The sequence below is a fragment of the Nitrobacter sp. MLSD-S21 genome, from assembly GCF_058809865.1.
Genome location: NZ_JBXASZ010000002.1, coordinates 518,231 through 533,058, shown reverse-complemented (window position 1 = coordinate 533,058; position 14,828 = coordinate 518,231). Strand labels below are relative to the sequence as shown.

Here is a 14,828-nt window from a genome sequence, read left to right as displayed (position 1 = left end):
GGAGACGGAACTAGCACTGGAAATAAACGTTGAGCGGGAGTTCTTGGCAGATGGGAGTAAATAATATGTCGCGAGGGATGCCATCGATGACAGCGTTGCTAGGCCTGCTCGCGTTGGCGGGCTACCAAAACAGGGACAAGCTTGCAGAGCTGTTAAATGGCGCAGGCGGAAACAAAACTCAGCCTGAGGTTGGAAAACAACAGGATCAACCCCTCGGCAACCTGCTTGGCCACCTAAGCGGCGTGTTGGCTGGTGGCGGCGTGGGTAGTCTCCTTAGCGGGGGCCTCAGCGAATTGCTCGAGCGGTTTAAGGCAAATGGGCAGGGAGATGCTGCCAATTCCTGGGTGGGCAAGGTCAAACCAGGAGCTTCCTGCGCCGCGTCTGAAGCAGGCTATCGGTGCGCTATCAAGACCGGCCAGACCCATGTGCAGGCTTATACCAGACCCCTTCTTAAGCTGATCGAAGAGAGCAAGATTGATCCGAGTTTCGTCCTCACGCATCCAGCTAGCCTTGAGGAAGCGCCGGCGATGTATAGGAAATTTCGCGACAAGGAGGACGGTGTGATCAAGGTCGTGCTCCGGCCCGGGCGATGATGAGCACGCGGGCGACGGTGTCGGTCAGTCACGACTGAGCGCGAAGGTCCGAGTCGAAACTGCCGGGTCCGATGCCGAAGAAACCAACAAAGATTGAAATCATTCAAGAAGGCGACGAGCGCTTTTTATTGAAGGTGTATGCCGACGGCAGCCAGGAGAGGGTGTGCATCGTGAAGCTCCCAAGGAAACCGCCGCGCTTTCGATATCGTAAAGTGAGCTTAGACAAGAGCAGGAAGAAAGGATTTTGATTTCACGTTAGCCAGCCGATGTTCCGGGAGTCCGCGGCGGGCGCTTCGCGCGGCCGAGCGCAATCACCGATACCCACGAAACATTGCACGATTTTGCTGAACAGCTTCAACGTCTATCGATGATGGTTTCCGCTGGTGATCTTGAAGGAGCGCACGTGTTGACGCCTTGAACTGACAAGCGGTGTTATTTGCGATTCTAACTATTCTTGTCGTTCGGCCGCTGTCAGGATGGCTCAGCCTTGCGGCCACGCCACGTCGTTGGGCGGAACGACTGGCAATTAGTTTTTCGGTATCCGCGGAATTGGTACTATCTATTATTTGGCGTATGCGCTCGGTAAATATTGGTTCAAGCAGGCCGACCTGTCTTGGAGCACGAGTGCGCTCGTCATTCCAATATCCATCATTCTGCAGGGAATTATTGTGACGCCGGCGATGAGATTCGTCGAACGCCGTCGCAGCGCAGACGAAAAAGGCCACGTAAGAGCGCATCCGGTCGGCACGAATGAAAAATTGTTCCGCTTAGGACGAGGGGCCGGGCTACCGCGGACGATGAATACTATGCCACGCGTATTGCCACTTCCGCGTCAGCGTCCAGATCTTCGAGCACAGCTTCAAAGCTGCAATTGCACTTTGAATGGCCGCGATTTGCGCCATCTACTGACCCGCTATCGCGCCATGCTTCCCCATCAGCGCGACAACCAAATCGCAACGCCGCTCCTTAAGTTAAATAAGGGGCAATCCGTGATCTTTCAGCGGCGCGGGCATTTTTGTTAATTTACTCGTCTGATAACCGTCAGGGACGGTTTGTGATAAGAAAAGGTTCTGGGACCAAAAGGTTTACTAGCGAACCATGTTGAATCTCGCGCGTTTAGTAAGGGAACAGGGAGGTCGCGATGGTTTCGGCACCAGGAATGTTTTTTGCAGGGATCGGCACTGCGGCCCTGCTCATTGGAGCGGGATTTGGAGGCGGGGTCCGGCTGGGAAAGGCGGCTGTCAATGCTCGGCCAGCGCGAACTGCCGAAGCGCAAGATAGCCTTCCTGCGGCTAGGGTGGTTCTACCTGCCATGGCGGATGTCACCCCGTCCAGCGACAGGCCGGCTGAAACCATCGTTAAATCGACGCCTCCACTACAAGTGGAGTCTATACCCGCTGTTGCGCCCGTTCCGGTAAATGATTTTCGCGAGCAGGACAGAGAAAGTGAAAAGCAGGCCGCGCGGCAGGCCGAAAAGGAGCAAAAGCAGGTTGCTAAGAAGGCGGCCGAACGCGAACGTCACAAGCGGTATGCAGCGCAGAAGGCCAGGCAGGAGGCCGCCCGCAGGCAGCAACACCAAGAGCAAGAATTGCGGCAACAGCAGCAGGAAGGGGTGGGGCGCTCACAACAACCAAACTTAATGGCGTTTGACAGGACCCAAGGGCCGGCTGAGCAGATTTACTTCTTCGGGAGGTAACCATCGCTCATGCCGAACTTAGGAGGTGTCGGCGTCCAAAATCCTGCGCCGCTGGCCCTTGAGCACTTCAAAAGCTTTAAAATGCCACTCTTGCTTCCTGCTTAAGCGTGACTGTATTCAGTCAAGCCAACCGGTCATACGTCGCCTCGAATCAATTTTGGCTCTGATTATATCACCCAGCCGCAAGCGCCCGGCGCCAAACCCTCAGGTCATACCCACGCTCTGTGAACGGTTGTTTTCGGACGCAACGCCGGTAAGCTCGCGGCAAGCCCTAAGGCGTCGTCAACTAAAAGCGGCCGCGTCAAACAGCGCGTCACATGTTTGTAGTGGCTGATGTATCGGTCCGTTGATAGCCGAACTTCACACCTTATGAAGGTTCTAATCGCCCGGAACTCTAAGCGCGCGGCTCCGTTTCCCTCGATGGAAAGTGCTGTTCAAGAAGCGCGTGCTGCTGAACTGCTGTTGGGTGCCGCCGGTGATGGATTGCTCGTAAAAGCTCACTGCCGTCAGATCGCCGTCAGTACCGAAAAATGGGCTTCTTCTCCGAGCTCGGAACCCTTTCCAGACCTAAACGTCCCGAAAAAACCTGACCTAGACGTCCCCAAAAAACCTGCCTTAGACGTTCCGAAAAAGCCTGACTTAGACGTTCCAAAAAGACCTGAACTAGACGTTCCAAATCGCTAAACCGCCAAGGCGTCGCGGTCCTGGGCGAATGATTTGCCGGGTGGTCTAATGGGTTGCGCTGGACATGCCAACATTGCGCAAACGATCGGTAGATCGTTCAACAAGGGGCCAGGTGGAGGGAGAGCCCCTTGCGGCTCGTCGCCATGGGCAAAGGTCTGGGGGACATGAGAACGTTTTACGTTCGGAACTCCGACGATAACCAGCGGCTCCGTATTTACCTGTTTCTCTTTGCCGAATACGACGGCGAGGCGGGGGACGGTTGGTCGCGTTACCGGTGCGCACCTGAACATGAGAAGGCGTTCGAGGAATACACAAGACGCCAGGAGGTGCGCTGGGGTTGATCGCTCCGGCTTACGGGGTGATATCAGTTCAGAACTATTTTTTTAACGGTTGCCGCGGGTCGCTTTACGACGACCGGATTCGCTTCCTAAGAACGAAGCAGAGTCAAACCAGGAACTCTAAGCAATCACTGCTCCTCTAAGGTTTAACCAGGATAGCCAATGACCGCTCCTCGGCGTTCGGCGGAAGGCGTAATCTGAGCCTCAACGATCTTGCCGGGTTCGAGTATATGACCGACCGGAATCTGACGTGAGATGAGGTAGTCCGCGATAATTCGTCGGTGACATCTCCACCAAACGGCTTCAGCACACATTATCGCGGTCGATTAGCGCTGACTTGTTTCAATGAGATACTCCAGGCCGGCTATGAACTCTCTGCTCATCGCGTAATCGGCGCAGTTATAAAAGCCCTGATTTTGCCAGAACGCATTGATCTCCGGAGGGATTGTCTTGCTCTTTTCCCTTGTGACCGCCCAGCGCGGCGCAATAGACATATCCGATCTGGGCCCCCTCCAGAGCATTTACGAGATATTCCCGGTTGAAATGCGGAAACCCGCGTGATGTGGGCGAACTTCGGACATCAACCAATGTGCGGATTTCCGCAGCCATTAAGAGCTCAGTAAACTCGTCGATGGTTCGGGTGGAATGTCCCACGGTGTAAACGGGATTCGTCACGCTTCCTAACCACGCCCGCTAAGGAAAGTTCCTTCTGTGCCGACGTTCCTGGTGAACCAAGGTGACCGCGTCAGCGTTGCCGCGCATGCACCGAGTTTCTATCGTTGCTATAACGATCGGTATCGTGGTGCTAGTTGCACTGTTGCTGCGTGCGTTCGTATCCTATCCGGGCGCGGTCTGAACGGGCATTGCAAAAAGGCCCGCTGGAATGAATCGACAGCGGGCCTGATCGGGTCGGGGATCATATGGATTGTGGGTCCACCCGTTCCAGTTGAATCAATGCACTTTGATGGAGGGTTGTTCCCCTACGGCATTGCTCATCACCGATTGACCCCAAAAGGCACAGGCTTTTGCGAATCACCATCGGGCCGCGGGTACCTATTTTAATCGCTGGCGATTGCGAAAGCCGGCCTGTATTCCCTCCGCAGCGCTGACGGTGTGAGCCTCCTCGATAATCTTCAATATCTGATCGTGAACCGGTCGCCGCCTTAGTGGCATTTCGAGAGTGAGCTCCTCGGCGAGCACCTTCTCAATGTCCAACATGAGCTTAATATCCAGCAGGACCTTAGCTAGCACGTCGGCATTCTTACGAGGTGGCGCTGTGGCAACAGTTTCCGAGTGTGTCCCTGCGTTGTCGTTTGAAACTTGCTGCATCGTGTCCGATCCCATTTCTTTTGGTGTAGGCGGGCTTGGGCACGACGACAGCCGAAAATTTGAAGCGATACAATTTGAAAACATTGATAGTTTACGCGTTCTTACCAGATTAGAGAAGTGCGCATGCAGTCCTCTCCAACGTGTTGCAATTCGGCCCGCGAAACGTAGCAAGCGACGAGACGGATCACACCAGACGGATCGGAAGCGGCAACTGCATGTCGTGGTAGCGGCCTTCGTGGCGCTCCACGAACTCCTCCAAGTAGAACGGCACGTCGCGAAGTTGCAGATCGCAGCGCCGGCGGACCTCGTGCGCCACATCGGCCGAGACACCCTCCGACCATTTCTCTGATGTGTTGAAGCCAACGACCCGAACTGGGTTTTGATACCGCCCCTCAAGCATGCCCATGATGACCGCTTCAAGATCGGTTCGGTCGACATCTGTTTGGTGCCAAACGGAGCCAGATTTGTAGCTATCCAACACAAGATAGATCGTGTGATCGCGATCGTTCGGGACGATCGACGGCGTCCAACCGGATTCACGCATAATCGCCTCCACGCTCAGAACCGGGACTCAAGCTAGCACCAAGCGACTTGTTCCTAGCCTGGTGCCGGTTGTCGGCCCGCTCGATGAGCCAAAAACAAATCTAAGCGGGTTACAACTGCGGGACTCAGCGTTACCTTTTCCCCATCGTTTGTGGAGTATCGCGATGCCTTGCACCCTGAAAGACCTTGCCGATCTGACGGTAGCTCTGCGCCGGCAATCAAAGGCTGATGACGGGTGCGCTCGCGAGACCTTCACTACATCACGAGAGCAGGCTCGGAAGATGGCGAGGGCGTTTCTCGATCGTAGGAACGTGATGCTCTGATAGGCAATTCGCCAGCGACGCGACCTGCTTACCTGCGCTCTGTATCTCTTAAGATGGATCGGATAGACGAAGGCGTACAGCGCCTGGAACCTGGTTCGTGATCCAGTCAGGGACTGAGATGTAGGGCATTACAGGTGACGCCGGGTTTCCGAGTGGACGGTGCCATTGAGATCACAAGCCGAACTGCTTCATCGTGTATTGGACCAGACGGTTGATATGAGGAATGTCAGTGTGGTCGCTGATCACATCGAGCCCCTTACCGCCGCGGTCGTAAATCAAAGTGACCTCACCGACGCGGTGTTCTTCGACATTAAGGGTGAGTGTGTCCGTATTCGCGCTGAACATCGCGTTAGTTATTTCGGTGACATTCCGTGATCGGTTGACGGCCGTTTCATCACTGTCGTTGACTGAGATTAGAAAGCCATCGTTGACCGCGTTATTAACGAGCGCATTAGCGATCTGTTCGTCCAGTGGTGTCTTGCCCATCGGAGTCTCCGTTTTTTGTGCCTTGATCACGAGATCGATCTCAGCGCTAAGTGCGGCGCGACCGGCAATTTCGGCTCATGTTGCGATATCCGCTTGGCGAACGCGTGTATCTTTTTGGTCTTTGTTTATTTTCGCGGCGGCGTGGACGCGACAACGTGTGACGCAATCATGCGTCAGGATTGCGGTGTATCTGCTCGAACGTGAGTTGAATTTGCGGTACCTTCATGACGCGGTCCGCAGGTTTGCTGAACGACGCGGCATTCGGTCATCGCAAGACCGTGAGCCGATTTTCAAGGCTGGCGCCGGGTACAGGAACTTTGGAACGCTTCGTCACCCAAGTTGGCGCTCTAGCGACTCTCAAGGTCGGCACTATCGGCATGCGGGCTTTTTTGCCTCAGGCCCGGAGTAGGCCTGAACGCCTTCCAAAGAATCAAGATAAAGGCGCCAACCGCGAGTACGATACTCAGGGCGGCGATCACGATGGCGCGCTGTGCGGTATCGCTTGCCCGCTTTGCGTCCAGGTGGGCCTCGCGTTCCGAAGCAGCCAAGCGCTCGGCCGCCTTCGCGGATTGGACCTGCATGTTGTGGACGCGCCTGCCCAAAGTCCATTCGACGTAGCCCCTCAGCTTGCTGGTCGGAATCCCGAAGCATCTGATCGAATAGGCGCCCGTGCAGAAATCCTGCTGCTTGGCGAGGCGCGCCAACTGGTCAGGCGTGAGATTCTCAATCTGCGGGACGATGTCGCGAGTGATGCTCTGCTTGGTAGAAGGTTCTGCGAGCCTCAACCGCGGCCAGTCGTATTCGCCCCCGTAATAATCGGAGACGATGACGTAATTGCGGTCGGCACCCGCGGCAAAATGGTCCGCTATCTTAAGCCCTCACGCAAGAACAAATCGGAGGGCTACCATGAAGCAGTATGTTGGGCTCGACGTCTCGCAAAAGGAAACCTCGGTGTGCGTTATCAACGAGGCAGGACAGATTGTCTTCGAGGGAAAGACAAAATCTGATCCGAACGCCTTAGCTGAACTGCTGCGCAAACGAGCACCATATACGGAGCGCGTCGGCTTTGAGACCGGGGCGATGTCGAGTTGGCTGTGGCACGAACTCCGACGGGTTGATCTCCCGGTGGTCTGTATCGACGCGCGACATGCACACGCGGCCCTCTCGGTGCGAATGAACAAAAGCGATCAGAATGACGCGCGCGGCCTTGCTGAACTGGTTCGGATTGGCTGGTACCGTGAAGTCAGGGTCAAGAGCGAGGAGAGCCAAAAAATCCGCGCCATTCTCGTTGCTCGATCTCGCCTCGTCAGCATTCGCAGGGACATCGAGAACCAGGTTCGCAGCATGATCAAAGAATATGGATTGGTGTTTCCGAGAGCCATCGCACTTCCGTTCAGAAAGAAAGTTAGTGAGCTGCTGGGCGGGGAGCATCAGCTCAGCGCTGTCATCGAACCGCTACTGGCGATCCACGAACAGGTTTGTCAGCAGCAAGGAAAGCTCGATAACCAGGTCCGTCAGCTGGCAAGGTCCGATGAAATAAGCCGTCGTCTCATGACGGTTCCTGGTGTTGGCGTCGTGACGGCGTTGACATTCCGCCACACCATCGACGATCCATCACGCTTCCGATCGGCCTCAACGGTCGGCGCCTATCTGGGCCTTACACCTCGACGTCATCAATCCGGCGATATCGACACGAACGGCAAGATCTCTCGATGGGGCGATCGGCTCCTGCGAACTTATCTGTTCGAGGCGGCCACCGTCCTGCTTTATCGAACCAAGAAATGGTGCTCTCTCAAAGCCTGGGGGATGAAGCTCGCAAAACGGGTCGGCATGAAGAAGGCAAAGGTTGCCGTTGCCCGCAAGATCGCCGTCATTCTTCACTGCATCTGGGTTGATGGTACTTCCTTTGAATGGGGACAGGCCGGCGCCGCCTGATCTCTACCGGCAAGCTGGGCTGGCGATGTCCCCGCTGGGACGGCAGTTGCGACGACCTCGTTTATTCGGCTGGTGGCGGCTCGTCCGCACTCCGCTGCAGACGTTGAGGCGTCCGACCCGGACATCATCATGAGGCGCTTGGCGACCTCGGAAAGGACCATGACCCCAGCGCCGGCATCTCAAGGAAGCTTGACAACATCACGCAATTAAAGGACCGAATAAATATCCCAATTAATGTCATCGGTGCGCGTGGATTCCGAAGCAGACGGAAACGCCACTATTGCCGACGCGGCTCCCGCGGCGGCGATGATGATTGAGCCCCTCAACATTTTTCTCTCCAAGTTGGGACTTTTATTATCCAACGCGCGCCGCCTTTGACAAATTGATTTCGGATCGTTCTTAAATTTGCAAGGAGCCCGTATCGCCAGCAACGCATCAAACGCAGCGCTGAGGCATTACTCGCAAACCGAAAAGCCACCAACTCACGATGAGAGGCAGCGCTATCGAGAAAAGCGAAACAGGCGGAGAACCAAATACCCCGCCAACCCTGAAGTCACCAAACCAGTAATATCCCGCACTTTACCCGAGCCAGCAGGGTTACATCTTCGAAGGCCAGCAGACCAATGAAGAGACTCATCGTGAAGCCGATGTCGCAGAGGAGCGAAACGCCGACCATTTGAGGCCATGTTGCATAGGCTCTCCGACACAACTAGGAGATCCCATGTCCGTCGCTCAAGCCGGTACTGGAGTGGGCCCCTGGTGCCGGACGGGATCAGACTGCTGATTTGACCATGGGCCGGATATGTTGCTCCTCGAACTGCACGGGGCTGATGTAGCCGAGCGCGGAATGCAGGCGGCGTTGATTGTAAACGTCGTCGATGAACCTGGGAAGTTGCTCGGCGATGTCGTCGAAGGTCTCGAACGCCATCGGATAGACCGCTTCGACCTTGAGTGTCTTCATGAAGCTCTCCGCCTTGGCGTTGTCGTACGGGTTTGCGCGCCGGCTCATCGAGCCGACCAAGTCATGGGCCGCCAGCAATGCTTGATAGATACCAGACGCGTATTGCGATCCGCGATCCGAATGATGAATGCATCCTGGTCGCGGGCGCCGTCGCTCGATCGCCACCTTCAGCGCCGCGAGCGCGAGCCGCGCGTCGATCGACCTGCCGATCGCATAGCCGACGACGCGGCGTGACCAGGCGTCGAGGATGATCGCCACAGAGGCAAAGCCGCCGATGACGGCGATGTAGGTCAGGTCCGCTACCCAGAGCTGGTCCGGGCCATCAAGGACGATACCCTTCGAACGATCCGGGAAGATGGGCTGATCATGGTCGCTGTCGGCGGTGGCGATATAACGCCTACGGCGGGCGCGGCTGCAGATCGTGCTCGCGCATCAGGCGCTTGATCCGCTTGTGGTTGGCGATCACGCCGCGATGGCGAAGCGCGCCTGCACGCGGCGCCAGCCATAGGCGTCGAACTCGTCGCAGATCGCGGTGATTGCGTTCAATAGCTCGATATCGCCCATGCGCGCCGCAGGCGCATCATAATAGGTTGATCGCGCGATGCCCATCAGCCGGCATCCTTCAGCGATGGACAGACCGCGGGGCCGGTGATCACGGATGTAGTCGCGCTTCTCTGCCGGGGTGCGTTTTTCAGAGCCCCTTTTAAAAACTCCAGCTCGAGCGCCTGACGGCCGACCAACCGCTCGAGCGCGGCGATCCGCGCTTCGTATTCCTGGACCAGATCTGCAGCGCGGGCGTCGTCGTCCAGCGCGCCGGTCTCGTACTTTTCGACCCAGATGCGGATCAGGTTACGCGAAAGGTCGTGGCGCTTGGCCAGGCCGTGAAGCGTCTCGCCACTCAGAAACTCCTGAGCGACCTGGCGCTTAAACTCAACGCTGTGGGATCGGTGTCTCGGCATGGGCTCTTCTCCAAAAGCCCGGCCACCCGGTCAATCCAACTCTGCTTACCCGTCCGGCACCAGGGGCCCACTCCATAGGCCGGGGGATCGGCGTCCAAAATTCAAAATTGACCCCCTATAGGTTGGCTGTTGCGCTGCCTGCTTTGTCATGAAGCAGGTGGTCGGGGATGCTGATCGTGGAGACGATTGCGCGGATACGGCGCGAACACTTCATCAAGGGCAAGACGATCAAGGAGATCGGCCCTGACCTGAAGGTGTCGCGGAACACGGTCCGCAAGGTGCTGAGGTCAGGAGAGACCTCGTTCGAGTATGAGCGTTCGATCCAGCCACGCCCCAAACTCGGGCGTTGGGCGGCGGAGCTTGATGAACTGCTGGCGGCGAACGCGGCCAAATCGGCTCGCGAACAGCTGACGCTGATCCGGATCTTCGAAGAGTTGCGCGGCGCGGCTATGACGGCGGCTACGATGCCGTACGGCGTTACGCCAGGCGTTGGAGCAAGGAGCGCGGGCAATCGACCGCGGCGGCTTATGTCCCGCTGAGCTTTGCGCCGGGTGAAGCCTATCAGCTCGACTGGAGCCACGAGATCGTTCTCCTCAACGGCGTGACCATGCTCGTGAAGGTCGCTCATGTCCGGCTGTGCCATAGCCGCATGCTGTTCGCTCGGGCCTATCCGCGCGAGACGCAGGAGATGGTGTATTCGACGCCCACGATCGGGCGTTCACACTGTTCAAGGGGACCTGCAGTCGCGGCATCTACGACAACATGAAGACGGCGGTGGAGACGATCTTCGTGGGCAAGGATCGCCGATACAACCGCCGCTTCATGCAGATGTGCAGCCATTACCTTGTCGATCCGGTCGCCTGCACACCGGCGTCGGGCTGGGAGAAGGGCCAGGTCGAGAACCAGGTCGGGCTGGTCCGGGAACGCTTCTTCACGCCGCGGCTGCGGTTCAAAAAACTGGACGAGCTAAACGCCTGGCTGCTCGACAAATGCATTGCCCACGCCAAGGTTCATCGACACCCGGAACTGGCCGATCAGACGATATGGGATGTGTTCGAAGCCGAGCGCCCCAAGCTCGTTCCCTATGCTGGTCGGTTTGACGGCTTCCACGCGGTGCCGGCATCGGTCTCCAAAACCTGCCTGGTACGCTTCGACAACAACAAATACTCGGTCGCGGCCAGCGCCGTCGGGCGTCCTGTCGAGGTTCAGGCCTATGCCGACCGCATCGTGATCCGTCAGGACGGGCGCATCGTTGCGGAGCATCCGCGATCGTTCGGACGCGGCGAGACGACCTACGATCCCTGGCACTACATGCCGGTGCTCGCGCGCAAACCCGGGGCCTTACGTAACGGCGCACCCTTCAAGGACTGGGTGTTGCCGGCCGCGATCGAACGGATCCGGCGCAGGCTCGCCAGCACCGACGACGGCAATCGACAGATGGTCCACATCCTCAATGCGGTGCTGACGGACGGTTTGTCGGCGGTCGAAGCCGCCTGCGCCGAGGCGCTTGGTCACGGCGTCCATTCCGCTGACGTCGTTCTCAACATCCTGGCTCGCCAACGCGAACCCGCTGCACCGACCAACATCATGACGCCGGCGGCACTGACCCTCCGCCATGCGCCGATCACCGATTGCGCCCGCTACGACAACCTCCGGAGGACCATCTGATGGAACGAACCCAAATCTTCGACCTCATGGGTGAGCTCAAACTCTACGGCATGAGGGCTGCCTTCGACGAGATCATGACGACGGCCGTCAAGCGCCAGCACGAACCTCAGCACATCGTCGGCGACCTGCTAAGCGCGAGATCAACGAGAAGCAGGCGCGGTCGATCAAGTACCAGCTCACCATCGCCAAGCTGCCATCGGCCAACCGGCCAAGCATATCATCTAGTGCTTGAGCGATAACCTTGCGTTTTCGTCAGTTGTCCCGCCGTCGGTAAACCTAGCCTTAAAATGATGATCGATGTGCACGGGCGTGCGCCCGGCGCATAAGTCAGCATCATAATAGACGAAACCAAATTTCCGCTCATTCTGCCGGGACGCGGCGTCACTTTGAGAAAGGGCGCGGCTAATCAGTTCGCCGCGCTGCTTGGGCAGCCTCACCTTTTTTCCGAGAGCAAACGATCGCCGTCATTCGAAGTGGGGGTGACGTGCCGGTCTCGGTGGCTTCTCGAAAAACATCATCGCCTTTGAGCGGGAACATGCCGATGCCGCCGTCTTCTTTCTGCCAGACGCCCCAGACGACGTCATGACGTTCGAACAACGAGTCCATGAAAATCTGAGCGTCCTCATCCGACTTACTTTGAACTATCTTGTTGTTCTGATTTGCAACGAAGATGTTCTTTTCTACAAGCGCGCGAATTTGGTCGTCTGACATCGAAATACTCCTCCCAAGCTGATTGCTTCGCCTTCAGCCCGATCTCCCCAAACCACCGCCCAGCGACCGCCGACAACTGCCTATCTCGACGGGCCCACCAAATCGCCGATACACCAACTTTGAAAGGTCGACAATCATCGCAATGTCTATCGTCGTGGTTCAATGTCAATAACGCGAAAGTACCAAGGCTCGTCAGTTCAAACGGCAGATCTCACGAAAGCCGCAAGAGAGGATGGCGATGCTTGACAAAACTCTATCCCTCGCAGTTTTCGTCATCATCCCTTCGTCTCAGCCGGATCTTCAAAGGGCGTATGGTTTCGAAGCGAAAAACCTCATTTCCCCAGCCCATGCATCCGTCGCGTCGATAAGACTTTGAGGCAACCTAATCGCGACATGCACGCACCGTGAAGTGGTTCAATCAGTACAAAGGGCTATGGCTTCCTCGAGCCAGAGAGGCGGTAAGGACGTGTTGGTCTGCATCCGCCGGGGAGAGGTCAAGGATCACTGGCCTGGCGGAGGGCGCTAAGGTGACCTTCTGATTCGTGGCGGACCGCGGCAAATAGAGCGCAGGGAACCTGCGATAGCCGCTCCCTACTGCAATCTATCACCGACTATGTCAGTTGCTGAACCAGCTCACGTCCGATGAATTGAAAGCCCTTTGAAATTCCCTCAATCTTTTTATGGTGACGTAATAGCCTTCGTACAGCCGCGGAGTAAGCTCGTCGCGGCCACTCGTAGAGGCAAATAGGCCGTTACTTGGGCAAGGACATTGCCACCGCTCGAATAAAAGGCACTTCGCTCATGGCGTGCTCTTTTGGATAGCCAGCCTTTATCAAAATCGCAGGCACCATCGAGATGACGTGCATGGCCTGCTTCTGATACCGAGCATTAGTCATAAAAATCTCGAGGATTTTGGTTGGGTCACGCTCAACCGACTCCGCCAGATAGGCGCAGATTTCGGCTGCGCACTTTCGATTGAGTGGATCAGAGTTTCGCTTGCCGTTGACTACTAGGTAACCTGCTATAGCAACGGCCACGATACCGAGAATGATTTCCATGAAAGGCCCTCCGATTGAAACTCGCCTAGTTATCCTTTTGTCGCTCCAGCCTTGGATCTCAAACCGGACAACGGCCGCGCGCGGCAAGGCTATGTCCAAATAATTCGGTCGACGGGTGACAGCCAATTGGGCAAGATCTGCACTCGGGAAGTGCATTTAAAAAGCCGATCTGTCTGTAAAACGGATACGCTCTTACGCGCCCGTTTCGTCAATTGACTAATCGTATATTCTGAAATCAATTCGGTGGTTATAAAGCGATGCCAGATTGGTCGCAGTTCGTCTTTGACGCATACGCCAATAATACGAAAAATCTATGTGAACATTTGCGTTCTCGCGATTGCTCGCTTACCCCAATCCAGCGAGGTCAGGTTGCCGAGCTCATCGAACGAAAGATAAGCCGCAAGACTGGCAGAGGACCAAGACGTGGCAAAAATCTCCTTGTGACGGAGCTCAGGGAAATGCTCGAAAATTCGGCACCGGCAGAGCACCCGCATGCGAACGAGCAACTCCCATCGACGAGCTATATTGATGTCAAGCGCAAATCCGTCCTCCGATATAAACCGCGAACATCAGAAATGCTTCAAAGGAGGCTTAGGATAAGCAGCTGGGCTTTGGCAGTCACCAAGGCCAAAGATCGCGATATACACAGCCTCTGCGAATATCTTCGCTCCGCTGATTTGCCTCTCGATCACGAACAGCTGGAGGACCTATCCGAACTTATTGACCGTAAAATAAACCTCAGACTTAAGCCCGGCAAGGATCGTGAGGCGCATAGGGGACGAAAACCGGGTCGGTTTACACCGCTAGAGGAACGTGAAGGGGTTATCACAACGAGAGTGGCAGTAGCTGCCATAAAAAGGCGCCGCCGCAAGTTTGGAAAGATGTCGGGGGTTAGCGTCGAGGAGGAAGTTGAAAGCTTCGCGAGTTTTTGCTCCGAAGCGGGAGACGAGGTCGATATAAACAAAGCGAAAGCGGTGGCTTCTATCCGTCGAGGAAAGCGCCGCAGTAAGTAACCCTGCTTTTTCGCGCTTAATTGCGAATTGGCGGTGAAGACCGCGCCAACAACGTCCGGTATGGTCCGCGTCAACTTTTTGACGTCCGGAGAAAACCACATGCGATTGTTGCGGAGGAACACGGTCTATGGTCCACACGGTAAGTTGCCGGTCGGCCGAACAAAATTCAATGACGATTACGTTTATCGTGAAGGTGGGGCCGAATTTATTCCCGGCACCAGCATCCCGCGGTTACGCCCGGTGCGCCTTGGCCCGAGAGCTATAGCCTTCGCCGAAGATGAAGTTGAAGCGGTGATTGAGGCGCTCCGTCGCGAGAGCCTGACGCGCGAGATGGGGAAATTCAACGCATCGAGCGGCGCGCGTCGCAAAATCCATGATCGAACTGGCGCCCGCGGATAGCGATAACGGGCTCCGGACGAAAAAACGATCCGACTTTTCGGCACCGCTTGAAACAATCTTGATCGACATCTCGATTCTAATCACGAACCCGTATGGTTCACGTAATGCAAGGGGACAGGCTCATGACTAGTA

Annotated in this window: 19 protein-coding genes and 3 pseudogenes; 10 read left to right on the top strand and 12 right to left on the bottom strand. The window is 56.4% G+C overall.

The genetic code is table 11. The features are described 5' to 3' along the window. The first annotated feature begins 86 nt into the window (after positions 1-86). The 5 genes from AC1RT6_RS08370 to AC1RT6_RS08350 all read left to right on the top strand — a co-directional run bounded on the left by AC1RT6_RS08370 (position 87) and on the right by AC1RT6_RS08350 (position 3,314). The gene (locus tag AC1RT6_RS08370) at positions 87-593 is read left to right on the top strand and encodes a YidB family protein (protein ID WP_244553388.1); all 507 of its coding nucleotides are present in this window, start codon (positions 87-89) and stop codon (positions 591-593) included. A gap of 71 nt (positions 594-664) precedes the next feature. Further along, on the top strand, positions 665-841 hold the full coding sequence (locus tag AC1RT6_RS08365; RefSeq protein WP_158081486.1) for a hypothetical protein: 177 nt from the start codon (positions 665-667) through the stop codon (positions 839-841). A 318-nt stretch (positions 842-1,159) separates the two neighbouring features. After that, positions 1,160-1,615 (top strand): hypothetical protein, encoded by a 456-nt coding sequence (locus AC1RT6_RS08360; protein WP_309775763.1) that lies wholly within the window; start codon positions 1,160-1,162, stop codon positions 1,613-1,615. A gap of 290 nt (positions 1,616-1,905) precedes the next feature. Further along, positions 1,906-2,289, top strand: coding sequence for a hypothetical protein (locus AC1RT6_RS08355; RefSeq protein WP_139372815.1), 384 nt, complete (start codon positions 1,906-1,908; stop codon positions 2,287-2,289). A gap of 812 nt (positions 2,290-3,101) precedes the next feature. Continuing rightward, on the top strand, positions 3,102-3,314 hold the full coding sequence (locus AC1RT6_RS08350; RefSeq protein ID WP_079445528.1) for a hypothetical protein: 213 nt from the start codon (positions 3,102-3,104) through the stop codon (positions 3,312-3,314). Between the two features lie 143 nt (positions 3,315-3,457). On the opposite strand, the gene AC1RT6_RS08345 is transcribed toward AC1RT6_RS08350, so the two are convergent. The 6 genes from AC1RT6_RS08345 to AC1RT6_RS08320 form a co-directional block, all read right to left on the bottom strand. Further along, entirely contained in the window at positions 3,458-3,625 is a 168-nt protein-coding gene (locus AC1RT6_RS08345) for a DUF488 family protein (protein WP_309775761.1), read from the bottom strand. A gap of 85 nt (positions 3,626-3,710) precedes the next feature. Continuing rightward, positions 3,711-3,920 carry a DUF488 family protein gene (locus AC1RT6_RS08340; RefSeq protein WP_472791217.1) on the bottom strand — a complete coding sequence of 70 codons (210 nt, stop codon included), beginning with the start codon at positions 3,918-3,920 and terminating at the stop codon, positions 3,711-3,713. 444 nt (positions 3,921-4,364) lie between these two features. Next, on the bottom strand, positions 4,365-4,529 hold the full coding sequence (locus AC1RT6_RS08335; protein WP_158081487.1) for a hypothetical protein: 165 nt from the start codon (positions 4,527-4,529) through the stop codon (positions 4,365-4,367). 295 nt (positions 4,530-4,824) lie between these two features. After that, entirely contained in the window at positions 4,825-5,184 is a 360-nt protein-coding gene (locus AC1RT6_RS08330) for a hypothetical protein (RefSeq protein WP_472791218.1), read from the bottom strand. A gap of 493 nt (positions 5,185-5,677) precedes the next feature. Next, complete coding sequence (locus AC1RT6_RS08325; RefSeq protein WP_244553389.1) at positions 5,678-5,992, bottom strand: hypothetical protein; 315 nt, start codon at positions 5,990-5,992, stop codon at positions 5,678-5,680. A 347-nt stretch (positions 5,993-6,339) separates the two neighbouring features. Beyond that, entirely contained in the window at positions 6,340-6,777 is a 438-nt protein-coding gene (locus AC1RT6_RS08320) for a hypothetical protein (protein ID WP_079445532.1), read from the bottom strand. Between the two features lie 121 nt (positions 6,778-6,898). Here AC1RT6_RS08320 and AC1RT6_RS08315 point away from each other — a divergent pair, with 121 nt between their 5' ends. Continuing rightward, a complete protein-coding gene (locus tag AC1RT6_RS08315; RefSeq protein ID WP_309775759.1) occupies positions 6,899-7,927 on the top strand; it encodes an IS110 family RNA-guided transposase in 1,029 nt (342 codons plus the stop codon). Positions 7,928-8,427: 500 nt separating this feature from the next. Here AC1RT6_RS08315 and AC1RT6_RS08310 read toward each other — a convergent pair. The 4 genes and pseudogenes from AC1RT6_RS08310 to AC1RT6_RS08295 all read right to left on the bottom strand — a co-directional run. Next, positions 8,428-8,624: pseudogene (locus AC1RT6_RS08310) on the bottom strand (Na+/H+ antiporter NhaA); the annotation flags it as partial. Positions 8,625-8,699: 75 nt separating this feature from the next. Further along, the gene (locus tag AC1RT6_RS08305; protein WP_472791498.1) at positions 8,700-9,308 is read right to left on the bottom strand and encodes an IS3 family transposase; all 609 of its coding nucleotides are present in this window, start codon (positions 9,306-9,308) and stop codon (positions 8,700-8,702) included. Between the two features lie 42 nt (positions 9,309-9,350). Beyond that, positions 9,351-9,497, bottom strand: coding sequence for a hypothetical protein (locus tag AC1RT6_RS08300; RefSeq protein ID WP_309775758.1), 147 nt, complete (start codon positions 9,495-9,497; stop codon positions 9,351-9,353). Next, positions 9,497-9,847 (bottom strand): transposase, encoded by a 351-nt coding sequence (locus tag AC1RT6_RS08295; RefSeq protein WP_309775757.1) that lies wholly within the window; start codon positions 9,845-9,847, stop codon positions 9,497-9,499. Before AC1RT6_RS08295 ends, AC1RT6_RS08300 begins: the two co-directional genes overlap by 1 nt. A 167-nt stretch (positions 9,848-10,014) precedes the next feature. Between AC1RT6_RS08295 and istA the strand changes: the two are divergent. Together istA and AC1RT6_RS08285 are read left to right on the top strand one after the other, a co-directional pair. After that, positions 10,015-11,515: pseudogene (gene istA / locus AC1RT6_RS08290) on the top strand (IS21 family transposase). Continuing rightward, positions 11,515-11,717: pseudogene (locus AC1RT6_RS08285) on the top strand (IS21-like element helper ATPase IstB); the annotation flags it as partial. The pseudogenes istA and AC1RT6_RS08285, both read left to right, overlap by 1 nt. Positions 11,718-11,917: 200 nt before the next feature. On the opposite strand, the gene AC1RT6_RS08280 reads toward AC1RT6_RS08285, so the two are convergent. Both AC1RT6_RS08280 and AC1RT6_RS08275 read right to left on the bottom strand, forming a co-directional pair. Continuing rightward, positions 11,918-12,226, bottom strand: coding sequence for a hypothetical protein (locus AC1RT6_RS08280; protein ID WP_309775756.1), 309 nt, complete (start codon positions 12,224-12,226; stop codon positions 11,918-11,920). A 752-nt stretch (positions 12,227-12,978) separates the two neighbouring features. After that, positions 12,979-13,284 carry a hypothetical protein gene (locus tag AC1RT6_RS08275; protein WP_309775755.1) on the bottom strand — a complete coding sequence of 102 codons (306 nt, stop codon included), beginning with the start codon at positions 13,282-13,284 and terminating at the stop codon, positions 12,979-12,981. A 458-nt stretch (positions 13,285-13,742) separates the two neighbouring features. On the opposite strand from AC1RT6_RS08275, the gene AC1RT6_RS08270 reads away from it, so the two are divergent. Together AC1RT6_RS08270 and AC1RT6_RS08265 are read left to right on the top strand one after the other, a co-directional pair. Next, entirely contained in the window at positions 13,743-14,297 is a 555-nt protein-coding gene (locus tag AC1RT6_RS08270; protein ID WP_309775754.1) for a hypothetical protein, read from the top strand. Positions 14,298-14,396: 99 nt separating this feature from the next. After that, complete coding sequence (locus AC1RT6_RS08265) at positions 14,397-14,696, top strand: hypothetical protein (protein WP_309775753.1); 300 nt, start codon at positions 14,397-14,399, stop codon at positions 14,694-14,696. The last annotated feature ends 132 nt before the right edge of the window (positions 14,697-14,828 follow it).